Annotated in this window: 19 protein-coding genes and 1 pseudogene; 10 read left to right on the forward strand and 10 right to left on the reverse strand. The window is 43.5% G+C overall.

What is annotated here, in order from left to right; genetic code table 11:
- From ACE1OE_RS23720 to ACE1OE_RS23750, 7 genes are all read left to right on the forward strand, one after another.
- Nucleotides 1–1,616 (forward strand): YadA-like family protein (locus tag ACE1OE_RS23720; protein ID WP_449212456.1); only part of this gene is annotated, 1,616 nt, incomplete at its 5' end.
- Nucleotides 1,617–1,998: 382 nt separating this feature from the next.
- A complete protein-coding gene (locus tag ACE1OE_RS23725) occupies nt 1,999–2,262 on the forward strand; it encodes a hypothetical protein (RefSeq protein WP_372061908.1) in 264 nt (87 codons plus the stop codon).
- Between the two features lie 362 nt (nt 2,263–2,624).
- Nucleotides 2,625–5,462 (forward strand): xanthine dehydrogenase family protein molybdopterin-binding subunit, encoded by a 2,838-nt coding sequence (locus tag ACE1OE_RS23730; RefSeq protein ID WP_449212457.1) that lies wholly within the window; start codon nt 2,625–2,627, stop codon nt 5,460–5,462.
- On the forward strand, nt 5,462–5,995 hold the full coding sequence (locus ACE1OE_RS23735; protein ID WP_102468618.1) for a (2Fe-2S)-binding protein: 534 nt from the start codon (nt 5,462–5,464) through the stop codon (nt 5,993–5,995). The genes ACE1OE_RS23730 and ACE1OE_RS23735 overlap by 1 nt, the downstream gene beginning before the upstream one ends.
- A complete protein-coding gene (locus tag ACE1OE_RS23740) occupies nt 5,992–7,218 on the forward strand; it encodes a cytochrome c (RefSeq protein WP_449212458.1) in 1,227 nt (408 codons plus the stop codon). Before ACE1OE_RS23735 ends, ACE1OE_RS23740 begins: the two co-directional genes overlap by 4 nt.
- Nucleotides 7,205–8,173, forward strand: a complete 969-nt coding sequence (locus tag ACE1OE_RS23745; protein WP_449212459.1) for an XdhC family protein — start codon at nt 7,205–7,207, stop codon at nt 8,171–8,173. The genes ACE1OE_RS23740 and ACE1OE_RS23745 overlap by 14 nt, the downstream gene beginning before the upstream one ends.
- 2 nt (nt 8,174–8,175) lie before the next feature.
- Nucleotides 8,176–8,793, forward strand: a complete 618-nt coding sequence (locus ACE1OE_RS23750) for a nucleotidyltransferase family protein (RefSeq protein ID WP_449212460.1) — start codon at nt 8,176–8,178, stop codon at nt 8,791–8,793.
- Nucleotides 8,794–8,896: 103 nt separating this feature from the next.
- On the opposite strand, the gene ACE1OE_RS23755 is transcribed toward ACE1OE_RS23750, so the two are convergent.
- From ACE1OE_RS23755 to ACE1OE_RS23775, 5 genes are all read right to left on the reverse strand, one after another.
- A complete protein-coding gene (locus ACE1OE_RS23755) occupies nt 8,897–9,616 on the reverse strand; it encodes a hypothetical protein (protein ID WP_449212461.1) in 720 nt (239 codons plus the stop codon).
- A gap of 453 nt (nt 9,617–10,069) precedes the next feature.
- Nucleotides 10,070–10,465, reverse strand: a complete 396-nt coding sequence (locus ACE1OE_RS23760) for an ACT domain-containing protein (RefSeq protein WP_449212462.1) — start codon at nt 10,463–10,465, stop codon at nt 10,070–10,072.
- A gap of 171 nt (nt 10,466–10,636) precedes the next feature.
- Nucleotides 10,637–11,044, reverse strand: a complete 408-nt coding sequence (locus ACE1OE_RS23765) for a DUF1801 domain-containing protein (RefSeq protein WP_449212463.1) — start codon at nt 11,042–11,044, stop codon at nt 10,637–10,639.
- A gap of 43 nt (nt 11,045–11,087) precedes the next feature.
- A complete protein-coding gene (locus ACE1OE_RS23770; protein ID WP_449212464.1) occupies nt 11,088–11,471 on the reverse strand; it encodes a nuclear transport factor 2 family protein in 384 nt (127 codons plus the stop codon).
- A 174-nt stretch (nt 11,472–11,645) separates the two neighbouring features.
- Complete coding sequence (locus ACE1OE_RS23775) at nt 11,646–12,341, reverse strand: pseudouridine synthase (RefSeq protein WP_449212465.1); 696 nt, start codon at nt 12,339–12,341, stop codon at nt 11,646–11,648.
- Between the two features lie 315 nt (nt 12,342–12,656).
- Here ACE1OE_RS23775 and ACE1OE_RS23780 point away from each other — a divergent pair, with 315 nt between their 5' ends.
- The gene (locus ACE1OE_RS23780; protein WP_449212466.1) at nt 12,657–13,898 is read left to right on the forward strand and encodes a leucine-rich repeat-containing protein kinase family protein; all 1,242 of its coding nucleotides are present in this window, start codon (nt 12,657–12,659) and stop codon (nt 13,896–13,898) included.
- 64 nt (nt 13,899–13,962) lie between these two features.
- Here the strand turns inward: ACE1OE_RS23780 and ACE1OE_RS23785 are convergent, their stop codons facing one another.
- A complete protein-coding gene (locus tag ACE1OE_RS23785) occupies nt 13,963–14,244 on the reverse strand; it encodes a hypothetical protein (protein WP_102468627.1) in 282 nt (93 codons plus the stop codon).
- A 166-nt stretch (nt 14,245–14,410) separates the two neighbouring features.
- On the opposite strand from ACE1OE_RS23785, the gene ACE1OE_RS23790 reads away from it, so the two are divergent.
- The gene (locus tag ACE1OE_RS23790; RefSeq protein ID WP_449212467.1) at nt 14,411–15,100 is read left to right on the forward strand and encodes a tRNA (adenine(22)-N(1))-methyltransferase; all 690 of its coding nucleotides are present in this window, start codon (nt 14,411–14,413) and stop codon (nt 15,098–15,100) included.
- A 6-nt stretch (nt 15,101–15,106) separates the two neighbouring features.
- On the opposite strand, the gene ACE1OE_RS23795 is transcribed toward ACE1OE_RS23790, so the two are convergent.
- The 4 genes and pseudogenes from ACE1OE_RS23795 to ACE1OE_RS23810 all read right to left on the reverse strand — a co-directional run bounded on the left by ACE1OE_RS23795 (nt 15,107) and on the right by ACE1OE_RS23810 (nt 20,196).
- A complete protein-coding gene (locus ACE1OE_RS23795) occupies nt 15,107–15,511 on the reverse strand; it encodes a GFA family protein (protein ID WP_449212468.1) in 405 nt (134 codons plus the stop codon).
- Nucleotides 15,512–16,206: 695 nt separating this feature from the next.
- A pseudogene (locus tag ACE1OE_RS23800) lies at nt 16,207–16,512 on the reverse strand (IS4-like element ISPpr4 family transposase); the annotation flags it as partial.
- Between the two features lie 51 nt (nt 16,513–16,563).
- Nucleotides 16,564–18,267 carry a cation:proton antiporter gene (locus tag ACE1OE_RS23805; protein ID WP_449212469.1) on the reverse strand — a complete coding sequence of 568 codons (1,704 nt, stop codon included), beginning with the start codon at nt 18,265–18,267 and terminating at the stop codon, nt 16,564–16,566.
- Nucleotides 18,268–18,495: 228 nt separating this feature from the next.
- A complete protein-coding gene (locus tag ACE1OE_RS23810; protein ID WP_449212470.1) occupies nt 18,496–20,196 on the reverse strand; it encodes a bifunctional metallophosphatase/5'-nucleotidase in 1,701 nt (566 codons plus the stop codon).
- A 232-nt stretch (nt 20,197–20,428) separates the two neighbouring features.
- Here ACE1OE_RS23810 and ACE1OE_RS23815 point away from each other — a divergent pair, with 232 nt between their 5' ends.
- Nucleotides 20,429–22,060: an ATP-dependent endonuclease gene (locus ACE1OE_RS23815; protein WP_102468632.1), complete on the forward strand. Its 1,632-nt coding sequence runs from the start codon at nt 20,429–20,431 to the stop codon at nt 22,058–22,060.
- Nucleotides 22,061–22,158: the final 98 nt, after the last annotated feature.

A 22,158-nucleotide genomic window follows, 5' to 3' on the forward strand; every position in this document is an offset into this window, starting at 1 on the left:
CACCGTCAGTTGCCCCTTACGCGCCAACGCAAATGAAACCAGCAGATTTGGTGCAGGTTAATCCAGTACCATCACCGGTATTTAATGGCATTCCAGAGAAAGCACCAACACCAAACTTGGTTCCACATGCCGAGCCAAATGCACAACCGATGAAAACACCGTCAGTTGCCCCTTACGCGCCAACGCAAATGAAACCAGCAGATTTAGTGCAGGTTAATCCAGTACCATCACCGGTATTTAATGGCATTCCAGAGAAAGCACCAACACCAAACTTGGTTCCACATGCCGGTCCAAGTGCACAACCGATGAAGACTCCTTCAGTTGCCCCTTACGCGCCAACACAAATGAAACCAGCAGATTTAGTGCAGGTTAATCCTAGGCCATCTCCTGTCATCAAAGGGGTGTCACCTGTTGCAGCGCCAACATTCACTAGAACCGAGCAGGCACCGGTCGCGATTCCAGAAAAAGCTGCCGTACCACATCCGGTTCCACACGCCGTGCCATATGCACATCCAATGAAGGCTCCTTTGGTCGCGCCACAGACACCAACACAAATGGAACCAGCAAAATTAGTACAGGTTAATCCTACGCCATCTCCTGTCATCAATGGGGTGTCACCTGTTGCAGCGCCAACATTCACTAGAACCGAGCAGGCACCTGTCGCGATTCCAGAAAAAGCAGCCGTACCACATCTGGTTCCACACGCTGTGCCACAAGCACAACCAATGAAGGCTCCTTTGGTTGCGCCACACACACCAACACAAATGAAACCAGCGCAATTAGTGCAGGTAAATCCGACGCCAGCATCTGTCACTAATGGGGTTTCACCAATTGCCACTCCAACGTTAACGGGAATTGCGCAAGCACCAGTAGCCCAACCTGAAATTGTTCCAACTAAGAAAGATATTGCTAGAACTCCAACGGCTACAGTAACAGGCACGCAAAGCACTATCATCGGTTACGGCAAAGTGCCAAACCATGAATCCTATAATGGTAATGAGGAGGTGAGTTATCACGTTGTCACGACGGACAATAATGGCAAAGAATACGACTCAGTAATTACTGGTACTTACTCGCACTACTTAGCAGACGCTAAAAGTGCAAGGGGTGACCAGAACAAAAATGTATTCTTAACCCCACAAGATGCCAATGATGATGCTAAGGCGACTGCACCTGCACCTGCTTTAGCAGCAACACAGACTAGCATAGCTACAAGTCAGTCAGGAGGAACCTCTTCGGTACCTACCCACTACGATACTGCGATTGAAGCAAACCGTGTAAGTTCACAAAATAATGAAGCCGCTATTACTAAAAACAGTAGCGATATCGCGCAGAACAAAAATGACATTAGAGATCTTCGAAACGCACTCGAAGATCAAGCTAAGGTCATGGATGGCGCGATGGCGCAAGGTATCGCAACCAGCTCTTTAGTGATGCCATACAACGTTGGCAAGATCACCACAACGGTAGCGCTGGGTCACTCCGGCAGTGCTGATGCAATTGCGGGTGGTGTTGGTATTCGCTTTACCAAGAACTTTACTGCGCGTTCAAACATTGCTTATGATACAGGATCAGAAAATGTATCCATTGGTGCAGGTGTCGGTTACGAGTGGTAGCCAAGCCCTAAGCATTAATTAACTAAAGATCTCCTTACATCACTCTACTAAGATTGTGATGTAAGGAGATCTTCTTTGTATAAACTAACCTTATTTAGCTGTGGCCCCCTGAAGTTGGGATAAATAAAGAAGTAATCTAGCAACGGAAACAAAGCCAATAATAAGAAGTGTAAATTTCGATCAATCCGCAACAAAACTCACCACGTATCTAAAGACCTTTCAGAATGATTTAGTGCACCTATGTATTGTCGCAATCCCGATCCCGACAGCAAAAAATCGTAACAAAGTAATTAAATACGCGAACGCTCAAATTTATTATCATTCCAGCTCGCCCTTCGACTTAAAAATATAAGTAAACAATAAAATATCATTAAGGAATGAGATGCCTTCTTCTATTTCATCAAAGCTCGCTCTAACTGGATTGTTTTTTAGCATTGCTCTGCCTTTTCCTATCTATGCTGATGTGCACAATGGACCAGCAGCACCTGCTGAAGACGACATTTCATATCAGGTCTACTATGAAATGCTGAGTAATTGTATCGACTCTGGTGGTGAACCCACCACATGCGCAAAACAAGCCAATCGTTCATTTGCTCAAGAGACGCAACATCGCCGCGAAAACGATACCTCGTTAAGTAGCCTTTAATTTTATCGTAAGGCGTTGTCTTTCCTGGCAACGCTACTTTTATAACTGAAGTTTACCGTTTTAGTTCGACCGTTAGCGAATAAACACTGGTACTGTTCATACGCCAGATTAACATTCATACTCAAACTTCTGTTCAATATCCTTTCCAATCATTCCGTATTCAAATAATGTCAAACAGCTAATGCATCACCTAATTATCTGATAGCTTTATCAGTAATTCTCTCCTTAAGGCATTTGGAGGGTTGCATCATTCAAACTGTATTTATTGATTTTTCTCTCTTACACTAAATTAGTTCGCTGCTGGCTTGGCTCCTAGCCATCAACGCCTGTTTACTGATAAAAAATTATTCCAAGGGGGGATTATGAGCAAATGTGTCAATCCAAGCCGACGTACATTTATTAAGCAATGTGTCATTGGCGGTGTGACGGTTTATAGTGCACCTATGTTGTTCAATACCAGTGAAGCAGCACAAATCAGTATCAACGAATCCATTAAAAGCTACTGGAAACTAGACGGCGAGCCTCAATATCGAACAGATGCGTTAGAAAAAGTGACCGGCCAAAAGATCTACGGTCGTGATTACCGAGCGCGTGATATTAGTGGTTGGCCCGATCAACAGCATTACGGATATATACTCCGTGCAAACAAAGCCAACCATATCTTTGAAGGTTTTGACCTAAGCGGTTTACCTGATGACGCTCAGCCTTATCGAGTTGTCACCCAAAAAGATCTCGAACAGAACGAGCTTCGCCTTCCGGCTTATTACGGCAAAAATATGTTGCTAAAACAAGGGAGCGCTCCCGACTACCTTGGACATGAACTTGCCATTTTGCTCTTCGACTCATTTAGTAAATTTAAAAAAGCCAAGGTTCGACTTCAATTTAACGACTCAGTTGTGAGTTACGGTGCGGAAGTCCCTCTAACCATGGCTGATCAAGATCCCTATGCGACATGGCGAATTGTTCGTGAAGAAAATGCGAAAGGCCGAAATGCTAAAGATGCTTTTTCGATACTAGAAGATGGTATGATTTTTACTGGAGTAAAAGACCACAAGCCAGACTGGCCTGAGGGCGATAAAGATAGTGACAGTAATACAGCACGAGCGGTTTTTTATGCCAATGGCATCGCAGAAGATTTAAGTAAAAATGAACACGATTGGCTTATCATCGACAGAGAATTTAACACTCAGTCTGTCGAACCTATGATGTTTGAAGCTGAGGCTTTCAATGGTTACCTCAACCCTGAAACCCAGACGCTGCACGTTGTGATCACCACTCAATCTCCACAAGATTTTCATGAGATGAGCGCTAAGATTTTATCTGAAAGCCCTCTCACCCAACAGATCAAAAACTTAGTGGTCCACTCGCCTTTCATCGGTGGTGGCTTTGGTGCCAAAGACCATACTATATTCCCCTACTACGGCGTCATAGCGAGCTTATTTGCCAAGGGACCACTGCGTATCGCCAACGATCGTTTTGAGCAATTTCAATCCGGCCTTAAACGTCACCCATTCGTCATTACAAACAAACTGGCGCTCAATAAAAAGACCCACAAAATTGAAGCACTAAAATCTCATATGCTCGTCGATGGTGGTGGTCGGTTAAATTTTTCTTCATCCGTTACTATGGTAGGAGCAAGTGCGCTTCAAGGTATCTATTACATCCCTAGAAATGATATTGAAGCAGTTTGTTACCCCTCTCAAACCCCACATTGTGGTTCAATGCGCGGTTACGGAACGCTTCAATCTATGCCAACCATAGAATTAATGCTTAACGAAGCTGCCGAAGAATTAAAAATCGACCCTTTTACCATTCGTCGAGCGAATGCGATGCAATCAGGCGACAAAAACACACAAGGCGCCATCCCCAATGGTGCCGCGCGTTATCATGAAATGCTTGATATGGCAGAACAACACCCAGTATGGGTTGACCGCATTGCGAAGAAGAAAGCATTTGAACAAGATAATCCCAACCTGTTATACGGTGTTGGCTTTAGTATCGTAACCAAGGACTACGGTACTGGTGCCGCCTCACCTTCTGGGTCGGTAGAGATAACGCCTGAAGGAAAAGTCATCGTTCAATCTTGTTTTGTCGAAATGGGAACGGGAACCGATACGGCCCAAGGCGTGATCACAAAAAAATATTTAGGCGTCTTAGCCGATAACGTTGTTGGTGGTGTTATTGAAGAGTTTGAAGCAATGGAGCTTTTTGATACCCAAGACCCTTATTTAATGTCGCAAGAGCACCAGGATAAAATGCAGAAGGATCCTCGTTGGACACCGGTTGTTCCAATGGCATCGTCAGCATCAATGTCTGCGTTTTATCAATCCCACGTTACTGAACAAGCAAGTCGTATCCTTTTTGAACAATCACTTTACCCAGCAGCGATTGCGATTTGGAGGGAGCAATTCTACAACGGTAGCTTAACCGAACCTGATTTTGACAACATTCTCGATGCCCGCTGGGTTGACGGTAAGTTAACGCTTCAAGGTTACCCTGGTATCCCGTTCAAAACACTAGCCATGAAAGCTCACGCTAACGGTTCAATTACCAGCGTAATGGTACATGGTTTCAATCGGTGGGCTTGGGCAAACTCTGCATTTGACCTTAATGGTAAACGTAGCACCTACCCTATTGACGGGTTAGCAGTGAAGTACGGTATCAATGCAAAACCCTATGCGAAGAACAAATTTGGTTATCAAGTGATCGAAAGACGCGCCATTGATTATCCGAAAGTACAACTCAACAATGCAATGGTGACCTATTACGCGCCCGCCGCAACGCTGGCCGAAATCGCGATAGATAAAGCCACTGGACACGTCAATATTTTAGAAACACACACTTGGTTAGAAGCCGGTCGAGTGATTGTGCCAGAACTTGTAGAAGGTCAAATAGAAGGTGGCCTAACTATGGGTGTAGGCCACACTTTATATGAATATCTACCCGCAGATGAAACTGGCGCTGGTAACGGGACATGGAATCTTAACCGCTACCAAGTACCATTGGCGGCTCATATACCGGTATGGAATATGAAGCACACTATTTTGCCCCCACTGTCTGAGACAGATAACCCTAAGGGTATTGCCGAAGTTGTCATGGTGCCCGTTGTCGCCGCTTTGGTTGAGGCAATCTATCAAGCAACAAACACGCGTTTTTACCACTTACCCGTCACACCACAAGATATCATGAAGGTAGTTTAATGATGGCATCGATTATTCTCACTATAAACAACAAAATTTATGGACCACTCGACATAGATCCAGAAATCACTATGTTGGAGTTTCTTCATGAATATCTGAACCTTACTGGAACTAAGTTTGGTTGTGGTCAGGGCGTTTGTTCAGCATGCGTTATTATTCAAGATAACGAAGATGGTACCTCTGAAACGCATAAAACATGCATCACCAATGCTGTTGGGTTTAATGGAAAAACGCTTCGTACCATAGAAGGTCATGCTGAACGGGACAACAAAGGAGAGGTTATCGCCCTTCACCCTGTTCAAGAATCCTTGATCAAAGGTTTTGCTTTCCAGTGCGGGTGGTGTACATCCGGTTTTACCAACCATACTATCGCCCTTATTGAAGAGCTAAAACGTAACCCTATTCCCGTTGAAGAAATTGAAGAAAAAATCCAAGACACATTAGGTGAACATGTTTGTCGTTGTACTGGTTACGTAAAATACTATGCCGCGGTTAAGGAAGCGATTCTCAACACGGAAGGAGCGACCCGATGAACATAAAAACACTCACGTGCTTGATCGGTACGTTTGGTCTGACTCAGCACGCTATTGCCAATACGAATGAGCAGATAGAAAAAGGTAAATACCTAGCCGAGATGAGTGACTGTTACGCTTGCCATACCATTGAAGGCGGTGAACCTTATGGTGGCGGACTTCCTTTTGTTACCCCTTTTGGTACGGTCTATTCTACAAACATTACCCCCAATTCCGATGAAGGGATTGGGCATTACTCCTATCAAGATTTTTATGACGCGCTTCACAATGGTGGGGCGCCAGGTGGTCACCTTTACCCCGCTATGCCATATACATCATTCACAGGCATTAACGATGACGATACCCAAGCGCTCTTTGCGTACTTTCAAAGTATTAAACCATCAAGTCAGCCCAATAAAGACAATGACATGATGTTCCCTGCTAATCTTCGTTTCGGCCTAAATGCTTGGGACATTCTGAACCTAGAAGACGTGGATTACAGCCCAGTAGCGGGCAAAAGTGCTGAGTGGAATCGTGGGAACTACATTGTGAACACCTTCGGTCACTGTGGTGAATGTCATACGCCGCGAAACATCATGATGGGCATGGATTCTGAGCGTCATTTGCAAGGTGCAATGATTGGGTCGGTATTCGCTCCAAACATTACGCCGGCGTATCTGAATCAACAAGGTTGGAGCACTCAAGATATAAAAGACATGTTACTGCACGGTTATTCGAGAAAAGGTACCGTTGTCGGTGAGATGTACGAGGCTATTTTTCATAGTTTGAGTAAGTTTGATGAAGACGATTTAAATGCGGCCGCCATTTATTTATTAGATTCAGACAATAACGTTGAAGGCAAAGCACTTACCTTCCGTCCCGATAACGCACAAAGCGAAGGACGTGAACTGTACCAGGCCTTTTGCGCCAATTGTCACGGCCATGAAGGTCAAGGTAAACCGAACTACGCGCCGAGTATGCAAGGGAACGGCACCCTGTCTCAAAACAATCACTTTAATAGTGTCAGTGCAATTCTATACGGTATTAAACCTCAATATTACACACCTACCAATGCGTTCTTCACCATGCCTGGTTACGACAAGCAATTAAGTAATGAGGACCTTATGCATTTACTCAATTACTTAACCGCGACCTACACAGAAAATAGCGCTCAGCTCAGTGTGGAGCAAACCAAAGAAATAAGAACATCCGTGATGGAGAGCCAAGAAAATGCAACTCACTGATCTACACATATTGCGTGACATTCAAGGGTGGATGCAACATCGTGATAGCTTTTGGTTGTGCACGATTTTGGGTACGTATGGCTCGTCTCCCCGGCCTGTCGGTTCTTTGTTTGCTTGGAATGGTTCGCAAAGGCTTGGTTCAATTTCTGGTGGGTGCCTAGAAGATGCTTTTATTCAAAAATTAGAATGTGGTTTTATCAAGCGCTTCCCGCAAGTCACGACTTACGGAAAGGATCTGGTCGATAACGATATCACCATCGAGCTACCCTGTGGTGGAAGCATTAAATTACTGGTTGAGCATTATACTCCTAGTCACTACCATTTATTAAACACGTTTATAGACAGTGCCAATCAAAAGCGTCCTTTCCATAAGGTTATTGACTTACACAACGGTGATATTCATTACCATGATGACACTGATGTGTTGTCTCAACAGTCTGAACCGAGCGAACAAATCATCCACATACATTATCAACAAGTCACCCAATTGTTAATTCTCGGCATCAGCCAAGTCAGTGAATGGGTCGCAAAACTTGGCCTAATGGCGGGTTTCTGTGTGAAAATTTGTGATATGCGTGAAGAACTTGCACAAAGTTGGAATGTCCCTGCCACCGAGCAGTACGAAGCGGTAGAAGTCATCTGGAGAAGCCCAGATTTATTTGTTGAAGAGCACATCACCGATAATACTGCAGTCTTAGCGTTAGCACACGACCCTAGAATCGATGATTTAGGTCTAATGGCAGCCTTGGAACTTAACCCTTTTTATGTAGGCGCAATGGGTTCAAAACTCACGACACAAAAAAGAATCAAGCGGTTGGAGGGCGTTGGTGGCATCCATAAAGAAGATATGAAAAAACTAAAAGCGCCCATCGGGCTTGCCATCAATAGCAAAACACCATTTGAAATCGCAATATCTGTCATTGCGGATATCATTGCGACTAAAAATAGTGGTTAAATATGGAGACCATTGCCTTATTGCTTGCTGCTGGGAATAGCCAGCGTTTTGGTGAAGACAAACGCTTTATAGGTGTACCTCCTCTTCTCTCAAGAACACTCGTGTCTTTGTATTCCACCTTCGACCGTATCGTCATGGTTCATAAAGAAAACGACGACTTATCATCTATTAACATTGATAATACGAAGGTCATATTAGTCTCCCATGACAATACTCATGACCCAAGTTTAGGCGCATCAATCGCAAAAGGAATAAAGGCGATACTCAGTGTCGACAATCCACCCGTATTTTGCGCGGTTTTCCTCGCAGACATGCCTTTTATCCGCGCCACAACCTTAACTAATCTCGTTCGTTTTACACAGGATAAGTACGGCGAATCTTTAGAAAAAACTGTCATTTGCCGCCCTCGTTTTGAAAGTCAGGCTGGACACCCTGTTATTTTTTCCAGTGCGCTATTCGAAGCATTGTCACAGCTGACGGGGGAAGAAGGGGCAAAAAGCATCATCAAACAAAACAATACACATTATTATGAATTCGAATGTGATGATTTGGGTGTATGTACTGATATCGATACACTAGCAGCAGCAGAGTTACACGGCCTTATAAAGAGTACCGTGTAACTCTGGATACGTGCGAGTGATAAAATATTCGAACGAGCAAATCAAGCAAGCAATCAAGCAATCAAGCAATCAAGCAATCAAGCAATCAAGCAATCAAGCAAGATTAAAAGTAGTAACTGGCTTGTAACCAACCAACCGTATCGGCTTTATTAACTTGGCTAGAACCTTGACGTACCTTGTACTCGGCGGTGTATTCGACTTTAAATCCAAGTGATACGCTGTCAGACACCATATAACCACCACCCACTTCGACTTGTGGCACATTTGCACTTGTTTCTTTAATATGTGTCACCTTCGGGTTCGCATAGAGCCAGTGGCCAGCATCAAACCCGTACATCGCATAAATGCCCCCTTGGTAGAGCACTGAGCCGTCTTTAATATCACCATTTTCACCAGATGTAGGTTGTGGTGTGCCAAAGTCTGTATAGCCAAGTGACAGCATAGGGAAAATCATAACGTTATCGTTTAACGGAATTTTATAGATTAGACCAGCCAATGCCGTTGTGCTCGACTTACTACCCATCTCACCCAACACGTCCACCGATACACCTAATCCGTCGGTAACATGGAAATATCTGGCACGGTAACCTGTAGTATCGCGGCGGATATTCTTATTGTCGACCGTCACGTCTAATTGGAAAATATTCGCGCCGAAACCAACCATACTATTAACTTGCGTTTTATCTCCACTCGTCGATACACCGAGCGTTGAAAACGAAGCAGTAGGATCACCATAGTTAATATCTTCTGCTTTTTCTGCTTCAGCCGCGACTGAGCCGAACGTGATTGCGGTTAATGCGATGGCTAAAATTGATTTTTTCACGGTACTACCTCTAATAGAATATCTTTTTGTCCCTTTAAGTTCTCACCAACATCCTTGGCTCTGGCATGAACAATACATTGCCCGAAAGAATACTTGAAAACAGGTACCAACTAGATATCGAATAGGTAGAAAGATAAACTCTGACCTAATGACAGTAAGCACGCCTTCATATATCGAAATTTCGATTGGAAGGTTTCAGTGTTTTCTTTATATTTAGGCGTAAAGTCAATCGGAGAGGTAATAAGAAACGATCGCTGAATCGGGATCGATTAAATAGAAGTGTGGTTAAGAGTGACTTGCCCTGAGAGAGTAAGCTATCGGTCAACGTTGTTGTGTATCGATAGCTTTCGAATGTCGATAGCTTCTGAATATCGACAGCTTGAAAGGTTCGTGGACGCCATTTAGATGACAAGCTCGTGCTTTACGAGCAAAGCAATAAACAGCTTTGTTCCATTAGGAACTAAATTCATTTAGCGCTGCTATTGCCAATTCTGCTTTCTCTGATTGAACGAAAATATGGTCGTGGTAATACGCCGCCATTACGTTCGCGCTAATACCTTTTGAAGCAAGTTTGGTCGCTACTGCAGCGGTAAGTCCTACCGCTTCTAAGCTCGAATGAACCGTCAGCGTGATCTGGCGAAATAAACCATCAAACTCAAGCCCAGCCGACTCGGCGTCTTCTTTATTCAATACAAGGGTGAGCCCTTCCGCTTCAACAAACGTCGCAATGACAGGCAGCGCATTGTAATCGTTCAATTGACGGGAAACCGTGCAAAAAACCATTTCACCAGGTTGGAGCTCTGGTTTCATTGAGCATAAGAGTTGATCTATATCCGTTATACCTGCCATTTTGATGTCCATTTTATCTTTCGTTACATCGAATATAAATGAAATACCCATCCATGCAAGGTTTTGCTCACAGCGTAATGCTCATAGCGAAATATAGTTGAAACCGAAGTATACCGCCCCATTCAATACGCAGCTTATATACCAACAAGCGTTCCAAACCGTGAGCACATATTAAGCACCTAGCAGCGGTAAATGCTTCACCTTATGATAGGTCATCGCCAACACGAAACAATGAACTAACCGAGGATCTTTCACCCAAGTGTCAATGGGCACCTTAATCGAGCGATTGTTCTGGAAATCAAGACCATGACCATAGAGCTCTCGGAACGTGGCCACCAGCTTAGTTTGACAGTGAAAATAGACGTAACAATTTTCGGGGTCTTGCGACTTCCAATTAAGGCGAATCGGGCTTCCTGACGAGACACTGTAACTTAATTCGTGCCACTTTAAGGATTCTTTTACTGGCCCTACCTCAAGCTCGACCGCGACATCAAAAATGACTTGGCGTAGCGCCTCTATGCAGCGACGTGCAGCATCCGGGTAGCTATCAAGCTTGGACTGAACATCCGTGTTTATCATCTTGTTGTCACTCGTACATTATGACGTGTATAAGGCCAGTCTATTAAAACATCGTATTGTTGTTTTCAGATTCCAGAGGAACACCTTGAATCGAGTCCCAATGTTCAACTATTTTTCCGTCATTATCAAAACGAAAAAAATCCATCGTGACGTACTCATCTCCACCTGGCCAACATTGTCGTGTATGCAGCGCAACAAGATTGCCCTCTCCGATCACCCTTAGAAACTCGATACTCTTGCTTGGGAACTCTAAGGACATTCGTGTGAAATAGTCGATAAAGCCCTGCTTGCCATCGATAACAAGCGGGTTATGTTGAATGTACTCGTCTCCGACATAACGCTGCACTGCTTTTTTGGGATCGCCTAGATACGCCGTCTGATAAAACTCAACCGCGTGCTTTTTATTTTGTTCTAATTGGTTATTCATGCCATGCCTCTTTCTATTAAACAGATCTCTTACAACCGATGCCAATGTCCCATATTTTAGATACTAGAATAGGTTTCAGCCAGCTGTGTAGCTCAAGAGTTAGATTTATAAAGAGTTGTACATTATCTATGTCGTCAATTGCGGTGCGCTCGACAGATTGTAAACACGAACAAATTAATCCGTCACAACAAACGACGCCACTTCCCGCTCAGTTAGGTAGCGCCATTCACCAGCTCCAACATCTAACTCAACATCACCAATTTTTTCTCGATGCAATGCTATGACTTTATTACCAACCGCGGAAAACATGCGCTTTACCTGATGAAATTTACCTTCTGTAATCGTCAGGCGAACATCGCATGAGCTAATCGCCTCTAACTTCGCTGGCTTAGTGAGGGTGTCCTCGCCTTGCAATTGAATCCCAGTAACAAAACGTTCTTCAGCATCGAGCGCAATAGGTCTTAACAACTTTACACGGTACACTTTTTCACACTGTTTCGAGGGAGTAATAATGTTGAACGACCACCTGCCGTCGTCGGTAATCAGCACCAAACCAGTGGTATCAGCATCTAAGCGACCTGCGATGTGGAGTTCTTGTTTATTTTCAACATCAATTTGATTAAACAACGATGGGTAAACTTCATCAATGTTCGAGCAGATAGTATGTGCAGTTTTATGCATCACAATATAACGAAACGGACGACAAGTAAGGCGCTCGCCGCGAAGTGTTACGACATTATTTTCATGTACCTGACTCCGCTCACTATATTCTGGCGCACCATTAACGGACACGTCACCCGACGTAATAACGGCAAGCGCTTCCGCGCGAGTGAGCAACGTACTTTTACATACAAATTTGTCTAATCTCATAATCTATTTAACTGCATCGTTTGTGTCCATTTCATTGTTGAATCCACATTGTTTTTAGCCAGGCTATGGTCACCTGATTATTCAGGTTTTGTATTAATTAAGGAAACAATAACGCTGTTGATAGCGCGGCGTGACGTCACCACGACTCATACTATCACCGCCAATCAAACGCGTAACCCAAGGGCGACAATTTGCTGCTTAAAGCATCATTCACCGTTAAAGTTTTCGCTAACTTATAAGTTCACTACACACCCAGAGGTGTTTTCGCGTAGACTAGCCACGTTTTAAACCACAACTCAATATGGACGTATTCTCTTGCAAACACTATCTCAGCTAAGATCAGGCGAACTCGCCGGTGTCACTCGCCTTGCTTTATCGGAAAATCTAACGTCGTTTCCAAAAGAAATATTGTCTCTTGCTGATAGTTTAGAAATTCTGGATTTATCCAACAACCAACTCTCTTCGCTGCCGAATGAACTCGAATTATTCACTAAGCTAAAAATTGTTTTTGCTTCAAATAATCGCTTTACCGAACTTCCTGAGGTATTGGGTCGTTGCCCGAGTCTTGAAATGGTTGGTTTTAAGGCCAATCAAATCACTCGTGTCTCTGAGCATTCGCTTCCACAACGTTTACGGTGGCTTATTCTAACGGATAACGCGATTAACGAGTTACCAGACTCATTAGGAGAACGACCGAGGCTCCAGAAGCTCGCACTGGCAGGCAATAATCTCACAAGCTTACCTGATACGATGAGTAAACTTAAGAATCTAGAATTGGTAAGAATCTCAGCAAATCAATTAACGAATTGCCCAAATCATCTTCTAACGTTACCGAAACTTGCTTGGTTTGCGTTTGCAGGAAACCCGTTTTGTGAGTCCGATGTCAACATTCGTTCGGTACCGCAGCTAAGCAAACAAACGTACACTTTATTAGAGACGCTCGGCCAAGGCGCTTCGGGTGTAATATCGAAAGCAAAATGGAACGAACCGCAATCCACATTTCCAGAGGGAATTGCGGTCAAAGTATTTAAGGGTGAAGTCACAAGTGATGGCTATCCCGAAGACGAATTGCAGGCTTGTTTGAAGGTGGGTAATCACCCGAACCTGGTGCAATCGTTAGCACAAGTCCAAGAGCCGGGTTATTTAGCCTTGGTCATGAACCTCATTCCTCCGCATTATAAAAATTTGGGACTGCCACCTTGTCTAGACAGTTGCACGCGAGACACATTTGAGCCGGGTTTTACGTTACCTATTGATAAAATAGTACATATTGTTGCCCAAATGGAAGACGTCTTTCATCACCTGCACAGTAATCAGGTGTGTCACGGTGATCTGTATGCACACAACACCCTAGTCGATGACAGCGGTAACATCATTTTCGGAGATTTTGGTGCCGCTACGATGTACCACATGTTGTCAGCCAAACAACAAACGCAAATTCAAGCGATTGAGCACCGTGCGTTTCGTCATTTTATTGATGATCTACTGAATATTTGTGCGGCTGGCGATAAAGATAGTGACCACTATGTGGCACTGGACAACAAAGTGCGCGCCTAAATCAAATGTGACTCTGATATTGTTATTGCGTATCAGAGTCATCTTTCATCGCACGACAACGTCGTTAGATCACTGACACGCCTTCTACTTCCAATACCGTGTTCGCGTTGGCTCTCTCGATAATTTTCACTAAAGCAGATTGAATGACTTCATCTTCTCTTGCATCCGTTTTACTAGCAAACAACTCTTCTTGAATCTGAGCACCTTCTGCTAGTACAAACTGAACGATGACTTCCGTCGCTCGCTCAGCACTTTCACCACGATATTCCAACGTTATCTGAGGGTACCCCTTAAAACCTTTTTTTACTTGTTTAGCAATGCGTTTTTTTGCTTTGTCTACATTCATATTACTGCCTATAAAATGGAATAACCGTTAGCTGCGCTATCTGCCTCTGCCCATAAAATGCGACCAACAAATAACAAAATAAATCATGATGCTTCCAGACTACTTCGCTAACACTAAGAAAACCATTACAATGCGCAAAAACCTTTAACTCTCACAGGCAATTTCCTTGAAACTCAGTAAACGGCTTATACAGATAGATAAAATGGTCGCAACGCACTATTCACATATTTGGGATTGCTGCTGCGATCATGGATATCTTGGCGCAGCCTTGTTAGATCGCCAAGCCGCTAAGGACATTCATTTTGTTGATATAGTGCCTAAACTCATGCAAGAGCTTGCAGCCAAGCTCGAACAGTTCCACTCTTCCGGCCAAGTACGAGCACATACCCATTGCCAGGATGTCGCAGCCATTCCGCTGGGGCAATACTCTGGCAGACAACTTATCATCATTGCAGGGGTGGGTGGCGATCTTATGATTCGTTTTATTACTTGCTTGCTCGATCAACATCCTACGCTGAGTCTTGATTTTCTATTATGTCCAGTACACCATCAATACGCGCTACGCGAGGCGTTAATCGAACGCGATTTAAGGTTAACCGCCGAATCACTTGTAGAAGATAATCAACGATTTTATGAGGTGATCCTTGTGTCGACAGACAGGACGAATGCATCACGTAAGGTAAGTAATGTAGGGAGTGATATTTGGGTCTCAAATAGCGAAGAAAAAGCACTCTGCGCGCAGCATTATTTAACCAAGACGATCAATCACTACAAGCGCATTGCCAAAGGAAAGAACGATAACATTCAGCCTATCATTAATGCCTATCAAGCCGTCACTATTTCACGACTCACTTAACTCTAACTATCGCTCGACTCGGTCAGCGGGATGACAGACACCATCATTAGTGACAACGTCACCCAAATCAAAAGGATTCACCCCTTCAAGGCAGCCAAGATTAACACCATACTCGTTTAGGTTTGAACGGCGCTGATGGTGAGTATAAACGCCACAAATCGAGCAAAAGTAATGCTTGGCTGTATGTGTATTAAATTGATAAAGCGTTAGACTATCTTCTCCTTTAATGAGTCGAATGCCATCCAACGGTACTGATATCACGATGGCCCCTTTGCGACGACAGATTGAACAGTCGCATCGACGAGGATTGACAATACCGTTGGGCAGCGACAATATCATTTCCACCTCGCCACAATGGCACGTGGCATGATGCTTAGTTGCTATTGCCGTACCACCTACTCGTTTGATCATACTGTGTCCTTTTAAATTGTGACTAGGCTACATCACTCCGCTTGATACTTTGTAATAGACGACCCCGAATAAACCGACAAACACTAATACTGTCAATAACACTTTGATAATAACAAATTTCACCTTTCCGCCTCTTTCTTTAGCCTTCACCAGTCAAAGAACAATCTAATGGTTTCATGCATCAGCATACCCTATACCGGGTCAGCGTATAGTGCTGTGTGAACCATTATTACTAATAGGTTATTTTGACCATAATGAGCTGGTTTCTATGTGATTGCCCTGTTCTTTAAGAGTTCACAAATGTCATCCTCGCGAGACCTTCATCGATATCAGCGATAACGAGCAACAGCATGGCTCACCATAAAGAAGTGATCAGAGATGATATATCAATCGCATAATTTTATATGCAAAGGGATTATTGGCCCTTTAGGACGTTGAAACACCGTCATGGGCTTGACTGAATAACGACTATTTTTTATCTTGAAGAAGAACGCCTTTGCTTGCGCGTCTGGAATGGCCGAGATCGGTGTAGTACTCGGCCACTTTCTTCTCTTTTAATCGACTTAAACCGCGTAATCGACTTAAACCAAACTTTGCCTATCCACAGAAGACATACGCATGATTAAGCGTCAAATACAATCTACGCTAATTGGGAGCATTAAACGACCTTGCAAAAAGCCCATAGTCATAGGCATTCACACAGATTGAGCAAAAAACAAACTGGCTAATTCCTTCATCCTGTTAATGCCTTGGGTCTTATAAGTATTTAATACCTAACACATTTGCAAGGACACCCACAGACCAGCAAGCAAGGCTGAATGTATCAATGCATCGCTTGTTTGGTGCTAATTCTCAAGCTGATGACCATTCTTTTTTAACAATTTGAACCACGATTCAATCTTCCAACGGTGGCAATACCACATCGCTATCTCAGTCGCATCAACATCGAAAACATTCGAGAATGAATACCACCTTGTCAACGCCTTGGCTTTTTTGTTCGTGTTAACCCATTTATAGACCTTAAAGGAGTATGCATTGCCCCTATTTATTAATTATTGTTGGCTACCCTGTTTGAAGTTCAAATAATCTTGCTCAAACAATTCAGCCTTCAACTCATCAATCAACTTCATCACCTCACTTTCAGATAAGCCAAAGTTTTTGAGCAAATGACGACCTCTAAGAAGGGTACTCTCAATATAGGTTGCGCCAACAAATTCAATGCCATGCTCACGTAGGTAAAACTCATCCGCTCTTGAGTTCGTTCTAGCAAAGATATCTAACTGAGGGTAATGAGAAAGCATCAAACAAACTTTTCGCAGTGATTCAGAATGAGTAATAGAGACAAAGACCGCATTTGCTCTCTCCAACTGTGCTTTTTTACGAATGCTCGGCATCGTAATATCGCCAAAATGCGCGTTAATACCTAAAGACTTTGCACGTTGAACACTGTCGTAGTTGATATCAATCGCAAGATGAGGGATCTGTGCTTTTTTTGCGAGTAAAGCGATTAAACGCCCGACTTCATCAAGACCAACAATCACTATCGCGTCGCCCTCTTCTTCACCAAGAAGCGATGCGGGGGTTGACTGGGTCACTAGATGTTGGGTAATAACATCCCCTAACTTACTCAACCATGGGGTAGCGATCATACTTAGGCTCACAACAACAATACCCGTCGCAGCCTGCTCAACAGTTAACATGCCTATTGATGACGCAATACCGAGCAATACGAAGGCAAACTCTCCAACCTGACTCAATGTAAAAGCGGTTTTTATACTGACACGAGTCGATTGACCTTCCAATTTCGCAAGTAGAAAAAATGAAGTGAGTTTAATCGCGATGATCATCAATAGCGTGAAGATAACTTGTGAGATATTGTGAGTAGCAACCTGAGGATCAATCGACATACCTACGGAGACAAAGAAAAGCCCCATCAATACCCCTTTAAATGGGTTGACGACACTCTCAAGAGTGTGGCGAAAGTCAGAGCCAGAAAGACTCATTCCGAGTAGGAAAGCGCCAAGTGTTGTCGATAGTCCAACTTCATCAACCAACCATAATGTCGCTATCAAAGCGACAAATAAACACAGAACAAACCCTTCTTTATTATGCACACGAACAGCCCAACGTAGGCCTTTGGGTAAGATATAACGCCCAATTGTAATGATAGCGACGACAGCACCTATACCCAACAACAGAGGCATTATCGTATTATCAGAACTAGCCGTATTTTGATGAGCCAAGACAGGAATAATGGCCATAACAGGTACAATGCTCAAATCTTGCCCCATCAAATTGGTAAATATGTTCTTACCATGGGCAGTATTTGTCTCTCCTTTTTCTTCCAGCAACGTCATCACAACCGCCGTTGACGACTGCGCGAAGATCAGTCCAAAAACGAGTCCAACTTGCCAATCAAAGCCAAAGTAATAATAAAGAAGACAAAATACACTAGCCGTTAAAGCAACTTGCCCTATCCCTTGTACCAAGAGACTTTTTTTCATTTTCCATAAGTCTTGTGGTTTAACCTCAAGGCCAATGGTAAAAAGAAATAACACCACACCAAAATCAGCAATTTGCTGTAAGAACTCAATGTCAGTTGTCGCTACAATGCCTGGTGTATGGGGGCCTAAAGCAATGCCAGCGGCAATAAAGCCAATAATAGTACCGAGTCTGAGGAAAGAAGAAAGGGCAATAAATGCTGTGATAGTCAGCATGACCATCGTCGCGAAATGAAAAAAGTTTAAGTTTTCCATCAGTTACTCTGCGCAGAAATAGTAAGGATTCTTTGCACAGTAACCGTAGTTAACTCTTTATCTAAATCGCTTTTGTAGTGTCTGATCCATCGCTTCATATACCCACTGACTTGACGGACGCTTACGCAACAAGGCCACATCACTTCTCCAGAGCAGTGAACGACATAGCCCAGCCATGACGCTTAGGTATGTAATAAAGCGATTGCGGGACCACTTTATATTTCCAAGCTAAATATTTCGGTAATGGCGAGCCGACGAAACGTGTTCTGGCTTATCTTTTAGCAACTTAATGAAACAGTCTGACATTGACCAATTGGTCACAATGCCTTCATCTTCCATATTAAGGATAGCATCATATCCTTCCTTGCCTTTCATCGTATAAGCGCTTGATGTACCGGTATAAATCCTTGTTACGTCTAACGGACGTCCTTCAATAAACACGCCGCTTACGCGCTCACCCATTGGTGCCTCTTTGTCATATTGAAACTCAAGTTGAAACGCATAAGGATAACTTCCGGAACCAGTCCCAACGACCCCGTTACCAATCGCATTATTGATCGCTCCCTCGATGATTAACGGGATAAAACAACCCTGTATTGTATAAACACCAATAGGTACTGCAAATGGCAATAACTTACCCGCAATATCAGCGACCGATACATCACCAGCATTAAGAGAATTTCTTACTCCACCCGCATTGTGTATCGCGAACTCAGGTCGATGGCCGAGCGCTGTCATCGCATGGTGAAATGACTCAGCTACAAAAGGCGCAATCTCACTACCACCATGCGCATCAGGTACACGAACATGTCGTAATGCATGCTGTAGTTTGGTGATCGTGGTTTGTTGCAATGCCTTTACGCGCGGCTGATATTTGTTTCTTAAGATACTTTTGACTTGTTCATCTTTTCGACACTGAACAACATTATTGTGCGATTGTATTTTCGCTTTTACCGCATCATAGTCTTGATTGGTTAGAGCGCAATCAACATCCATAAATATTCGACGACCGACTAACAGCTCGTTTTGGCCGCTGAATTCACTCACAACACCGTCACTATCAAACGTAATATCACAATGTCCAAGTGTCATAGCATGGAAACCAGCTTGCACCACATAGGTTTGCTTCACTCGCACACCGTATTGATCTTGTTCACCAAGTCCTAAATCAGAAAAGTCACCCTGTAACACATGACTATGACCACCAATAATTAATCCAATACCTTGTACCTGCTCAGCCAGCTCTAAATCGGCCTCATAACCAAGGTGGCTAAGAAGAATAATTTTATTCGTTCCTGTCCGTTGAATCGCTGCCACTGTGTTACTTGCCGTCTTGATTGCATTTTCAAATACCGTATCACTGTCAGGGTTCGCGATGTCCGCCATCTTATCGATCGACAACCCAAAAATTGCCACGGTTTCGCCATTGACGACTTTTTCAATCCATTGTGCTGTGCGTGTAAGTGGGTCAAAGTGATAAACATTCGTCAAATTGTTGATCGGGAATGTTTTGTCACCTTCTTCAGATAACTTCCAATTTCCGGCCAAGAATGGAAAATGAATGCTTCGTACAAACTGACCGACCGGTTCATTACCCATATCAAGTTCATGATTGCCTAACGTCATGGCATCTAATTCTAACGCATTCAGAAGATCCGAGTTTGCTTCGCCTTTGAACAACGAAAAATACAACGTTCCCTGAAAGCAGTCACCAGCATGGAGGAATAAAAATTCATCACTGTTATGGCTAGACTTTAGCTGCTCGACTCGAGTTTTAATACGTGCAAAACCACCAGCACTGACAAATGGATGGAATTCCTGATTATCGATTTCAACGTTGAGTTGTAGCGAAGTCGGCTCGAAATAAGAGTGCGTGTCGTTGATATGTGCGATGGTCAATTTGAGAGGTTTATTTGCTTTTATCATCATAATTTCTCTTTTTTCTCCTCTCCGATGGTAGCCCGCATTATGTGACATTCAAATGAATTTTTTGAAATCACATGCGCATTATACAGGTCTTATTAGGATATACATCACACTATATTTCTACCATTATTAGACAGTTTTACGATCGATAAACCAACATAGATTCAAAAAGTTTCTTATAATTTAGTGAGATAGACGAAAAGCACCTAGGTTGTGAAATATTTGGGAGAGTTGGATGAAATTGGAACGAATCGATATATCGGGTTTCAGAGGCATCAAGCGCCTTTCTTTAGCGCTCGACGATTTAACGACCCTCATTGGTGAAAACACTTGGGGTAAATCTTCCTTGCTCGACGCATTGTGTGTGGTATTACCCTCGGATGGCGAGCTCTATCAGTTTGAAATGACTGACTTTCACGTTGATCATTCCGTTTCCCATCCGCAAACACAACATCTTCAAATCATCTTGTCATTTGTGTCAACTGAGCGTAATGAAACACTGTCTGGCCGGTATCGTAAACTCAAGCCAGTCTGGCAAGTCGATGAAAACGGAGATTACCGCTTTTACTACAGAATTAGTGCGACACTGGAAGAATACACCGTGACGCAACACTACGCCTTTCTAGACATCGAAGGCACAACGTTACGTTTACATCATTCTGAAAAAATCGCTCAGGAACTGATGACACTGCATCCAGTGATTAGACTTCGAGATTCCCGCCGCTTCAATCATCCTTATGAATACGAGCGATTTCATAACTCTCGAGCAGAAAAGCGCATCAACAATACTTGTCGTCGACTGCTTGCTGTCCCAGGCCATGTTAACAAAGGGGAAATTAAAAGCAGCCTAAATACAATGCGACATTTAGTAGAGCATTACTTCTCATTTAAGAGCCATACCCGTGAACCGTCGACTAAAAGCCGAGATGGGGTATTCTTTAGCCGCCCTCATTCGGAGCAAAGTTTAGTTAACATCATTGATGAAACAAAAAACCATCAAACACGCCTACTATTACTTGGCTTACTCAATGCCTACCTTCAGGCGAAGGGCCCAAATGATCTTCGCCGCTGCGCACGACCTATTCTCATTATTGAAGATCCCGAAGGACGACTCCACCCCACCCATTTATCTCGTGCGTGGAGTTTGTTGCAGATGCTTCCTATGCAAAAAATACTCACCACAAATAGTAGCGACTTATTAGGCACGGTTCCGATACAATCGATTCGAAGGTTAGTTCGTCAGTCAGATAAAACGGTTGCTACATCGTTAACAACGAAGCACTTGTCTCAAGATGAGTTACGGCGTGTTGGATTTCATATTCGCTTTCATCGTTCTAGAGCGCTATTCGCAAGGTGTTGGCTACTTGTCGAAGGTGAAACTGAGGTTTGGTTATTCAATGAACTCGCCAACTTAAGTGGGCATAATTTGGCAGCAGAAGGCGTGCAGATAATTGAATTTGCCCAGTCAGGACTTAAATCATTGATAAAAGTAGCCAAAGCCTTTGGCATAGATTGGCATGTGGTGACCGATGGTGACGCTGCAGGTAAAAAGTATGCCGCCGCTGTTATGCATCAATTGGACAATGAGCATCCGCGTCATCACTTAACCGAACTTCCCGAGCGAGACATTGAACATTATTTGTATATCAATGGCTTCGAAAGTTTTTTTAAGACACTTATCAAAGTTCCTAATGACCACCCGATCCCACCGCATAAAGTGGTCGTTCGTGTTTTAAAAAAGTACGCAAAACCCGATCTAGCCCTCGCCATTGTTGGAGAGTGTGAGCGACGCGGTGTCGACAGTATTCCATTGTTAATTCGTTGGATATTGAAACGCGTCATTACTATGGCAAACGGAAATACCTAAACGTCCACTGATCGGACGTTAATTAACATTCACAAAATCACATAGAAGTGTGTATAAAAATAATTGATACCATCATTTAACAGCCGCGAGGAATACGG

The organism is Vibrio sp. E150_011 (genome assembly GCF_053544015.1).